The organism is Amycolatopsis sp. SID8362 (assembly GCF_010550475.1).
Classification (GTDB): Bacteria; Actinomycetota; Actinomycetes; order Mycobacteriales; family Pseudonocardiaceae; genus Amycolatopsis; species Amycolatopsis eburnea.
The window spans coordinates 1-1,071 of the sequence record NZ_JAAGNB010000888.1; the positions used below are offsets into that span (position 1 = coordinate 1).

1 protein-coding gene is annotated in these 1,071 nt (G+C 74.2%); it reads right to left on the reverse strand.

Annotated elements, in window-relative coordinates:
- Positions 1-1,071 (reverse strand): acyltransferase domain-containing protein (locus G3I65_RS27710; protein WP_160698722.1); only part of this gene is annotated, 1,071 nt, incomplete at both ends.

The window sequence follows — 1,071 nt, forward strand, 5'->3', positions numbered from 1 at the left end:
CCGTCTCCTCGCCGCGGTCCTTGCGCAGCAACGGGAGCACGGTGGCCGCCGGGCCGGTGGTCTCCCGGACCGGCGCCGCCAGCACGCTGTCCGGCCCGACCTCGACGAAGGTGTCCACGCCGTGCTCCAGCAGGGTGGCCACCCCGTCGGCGAACCGCACCGCGCGGCGGACGTGCCCGACCCAGTAGCCGGGCTCGGCGACCTGCTCGGCGCCGGCCAGCGCGCCGGTCACGTTCGAGACGAGCGGGATCGCCGGGGCGGCGTAGGACACGCCCCGGGCCACCTTCGCGAAGTCATCGAGCATGGCGTCCATATGCGGAGAGTGAAACGCATGGCTGACTCGCAAACGCCTAGTCTTTCGGCCCTGGGCCTCGAACTTCTCCGCGATCCGCAGCGCCACGTCCGCGTCCCCGGAGATCACCACCGACTCCGGTCCGTTGACCGCGGCGATCGAAACCGCGTCGGTGAGCATCGGGCCGACCTCGTCCTCGGTCGCCTGGAGCGAGATCATCGCCCCGCCTGCCGGGAGGGCCTGCATCAGCCGGCCGCGCGCGGCCACCAGCGCGCACGCGTCGGCGAGGGAGAAGACCCCGGCGACGTGCGCGGCGGCGAGCTCGCCGATGGAGTGCCCCGCCACGAAGTCCGGCCGCACGCCCCACGACTCGAGCAGGCGGTACAGCGCCACCTCGACGGCGAACAGCGCGGGCTGGGTCCAGGCAGTCTGGCCGAGCAGCCCGGCGTCGTCGCCGAACACGACCTCGCGCAGCGGCCGCGGCAGCTCCAGGTCGAGGTGGGCGAACACCGCGTCGAGCGCCTCGGCGAACACCGGGAAGCGCGCGTAGAGCTCCTTGCCCATGCCGGGGCGCTGGGCGCCCTGGCCGGTGAAGAGGAAGGCGAGCTTGCCCGCCCGCACCGACCGGCCTTCGACGACGTGCGGCGCGGGGGCACCGTCGGCCAGCGCGGCCAGGCCCGAGAACAGCTCGTCGCGGTCGCCGGCGAGCACCACGGCCTGGTGCTCGAACGCCGCGCGGGTGGTGGCCAGCGAGTACGCGACGTCCAGTGGCGCGAGGT